The organism is Burkholderia sp. BDU5 (assembly GCF_001522845.1).
Lineage (GTDB): Bacteria > Pseudomonadota > Gammaproteobacteria > Burkholderiales > Burkholderiaceae > Burkholderia > Burkholderia mayonis.
Window position 1 is genome coordinate 1 of record NZ_LOWC01000066.1, and the last position, 2,564, is coordinate 2,564.

General features: G+C 61.9%; 3 protein-coding genes. All 3 read left to right on the forward strand.

Annotated elements, in window-relative coordinates:
* Positions 1–83: 83 nt before the first annotated feature.
* Positions 84–572 carry an IS66-like element accessory protein TnpA gene (gene tnpA, locus WS69_RS12235; protein WP_059471036.1) on the forward strand — a complete coding sequence of 163 codons (489 nt, stop codon included), beginning with the start codon at positions 84–86 and terminating at the stop codon, positions 570–572.
* Positions 553–906: an IS66 family insertion sequence element accessory protein TnpB gene (gene tnpB / locus WS69_RS12240; protein ID WP_059471034.1), complete on the forward strand. Its 354-nt coding sequence runs from the start codon at positions 553–555 to the stop codon at positions 904–906. The genes tnpA and tnpB overlap by 20 nt, the downstream gene beginning before the upstream one ends.
* A gap of 93 nt (positions 907–999) precedes the next feature.
* On the forward strand, positions 1,000–2,564 hold a 1,565-nt coding region (tnpC, locus tag WS69_RS12245), incomplete at its 3' end, for an IS66 family transposase (protein ID WP_059471035.1).

Here is a 2,564-nt window from a genome sequence, read left to right on the forward strand (position 1 = left end):
GTAAGCGATCGATGAACCACGCACTGTTCGTGTGAAGCTAGAGCGGCGACGATTGTGTCCACTTGAACGAGGAGGTGGACACCATGACAGAGCACAGCAGCGACGATCTGAAGTTACGCCTGGTGACGGGCTTCGAACGCGACGGGCGGCGCCGGCGTTTCGATCCGCAAGCTAAGCTGGAATTGGTTCAGGCATGCATGCAACCGGGGGTGTCAGTCGCGAGGATCGCGCTGGACCACGCGGTGAATGCCAACCTGCTACGCAAGTGGATCAGGGACTACGAGCGCGCGCGCAACGGCGCTGTGGCGAGCACGGCGATCGAGAGCCCGGCTCCGGCATTTGTGCCCGTGGTTCAGAGCGGCGCGGTCGAGGCCTCAGTGACTGACGTTTTTCGGCGATCAGCTCGTATGGGGATCGCGCACTTGCGCGATGACCTCACGCCGTCATCGCAACTCGTCGCGCAGTTGCCCAATGGCGTGACGCTCAAGCTCGACTGCAACGAACGCGAGCTCGCGCTGATGTCGACGATGATCGAGACGCTGGTGCGCTGTCATGTTCCGGCTCGATCCTGAGTTAAAGGTCTACGTGCATCGCGACGCGGTGGACTTCCGCAAGAACATCACCGGCTTGGCGGCCTTGGTGGAGCAAGCGCTGGGACTCGATCCATTCGCCCGAGCGGTGTACGTGTTCCGCAACAAGCGCGCCGATCGCATCAAGCTTCTGCTATGGGAGCGCAACGGGTTCTGGCTCTTGATGAAGCGGCTGGAAGCAGATCGTTTCGTATGGCCACGCGAGGTCGCCGGCATTCTCGAGCTGAGCGTCGAGCAGTTGCACTGGTTGCTGGACGGCATCGATCTGGCCGCCATGCGCAAGCATCCAGCGCGGCACTATGCGCGCGTCAACTAGGACAGGCGCATGGTTGCACGGCAGCAACATCCAGATCGTGATCGGCGCGGCGACGTAAACCCATGGGTCGTCGAAACCCGCTATGGTTACGGGATGACTCGCGCCCCACAACCCGCCTCGATTACCGCCGAAGAACTCGCCGCGCTCATTGCCGAGCGCGACGCAATGCTTGCTGAGCGCGATGCGTTGCGCGGCGAACTGCGCGTGACGAAGGTCGAACGCGACTTGCTCAAGGAGCAGCTAAAAGCCTATGAACGTCGGCTGTTTGGCGCCAAGAGTGAAGCCCGCAGCGCCGATCAACGCGACTTGTTCTTGAACGAGGCCGAAGCGTTGGCGCCGACGGCGGCAACACTGCCGGCGCAAGAAGAAGACGAAGCCCAGACGCAGGTAGCCGGCCACGCGCGTAAGAAGCCCGGGCGCAAACCGCTCGATCCGGCCTTGCCGCGCGAAGTCGTTCGCTATGAACTGCCGGAATCGGAGCGCGTGTGCCCGCACGACGGCTCGGTGCTCGTCGAGATCGGTGTGGAAGTGAGCGAACAACTGGACATCATCCCGCAGCAGGTGCGGGTGATCCGGCACGAACGTGTGAAGTACGCATGCCCTCGCTGCGACGAGAGCCTGAAGGTAACGCCGGCGCGCTCGCGCGTCATCCCGAAGGGACTGTTTACGGAAGCGGCGCTAGCGTGGTTCGTGGTTTCCAAGTACATGGACGGCTTGCCGCTGTATCGCATCGCTGCGTTGCTCAAACGCTTCGGTGGCGACATCTCGCGCAATACGCTGGCTGCGAGCGTGGTACGAGTGGGTGAAGCCGTGCAGCCGGTGATCAACTTGATGCGCGATCACTTGCTCGATAGCGACATCGTGTTCGCCGACGAGACGACCGTGCAGGTACTGAAAGAGCCCGGACGAGCGCCACAAACCAAGAGCTATATGTGGGTGCAGATGAACGGCAGCGGGCCGCCGGTGCGACTGTTCGGCTATGCGCCGGGGCGCGGCAAACAGCACGGCAGCGATCTGTGGGCCGGCGTTCGCCGTGGCGCCGTGTTTATGACGGACGGCTACGAACCGTACAACGCGATCGCCGATATCAATGGCCTCGTGCATCTTGGATGTTGGGTGCATGCTAGGAGGTACTTCGTGGAAGCCGAGGACGTATTGCCTAAGAAGGCACGTGGCCCTCATCAACCGACCACGCAGTTCATCACGCTGATCGGCAAACTGTACGCGGCCGAGTCGCACGCGGATCAGAAGCCCCATCGTCGGGCTCGCCTTCGCCGGCGCTATAGCCGCGCGGTGCTTGCACGAATCAGGTCGTTGCTCGATGAGTATCTGGCGACAACGGCACCCAGCGGCCTGCTAGGCAAGGCCTTGAACTACCTGGCCGGACAATGGCCGAAGCTGAACCGCTACGTCGAAAACGAAACGTGGCCGATTGACAATAACCCCTGCGAGAACGCGATTCGCCCATTCGTGGTGGGGCGCCGTGCGTGGTTGTTCGCGGATACGACCGGCGGAGCGAAGGCGAGTGCCAACCTTTATTCGCTCGTCGAGACGTGTAAGGCCAACGGCGTCGACGCTTACCGCTATCTAACCGAGTTGTTCAAGGCATTGCCCTACGCGCGAAGCGTCGATGATTACGAGGCGCTCTTGCCATGGAA

Excerpts from the sequence above, each read along its gene's own strand:
- tnpB (WP_059471034.1), top strand. The coding sequence starts at position 553 with ATGTTCCGGCTCGATCCTGAGTTAAAGGTCTACGTGCATCGCGACGCG.
- tnpA (WP_059471036.1), top strand. The coding sequence starts at position 84 with ATGACAGAGCACAGCAGCGACGATCTGAAGTTACGCCTGGTGACGGGC.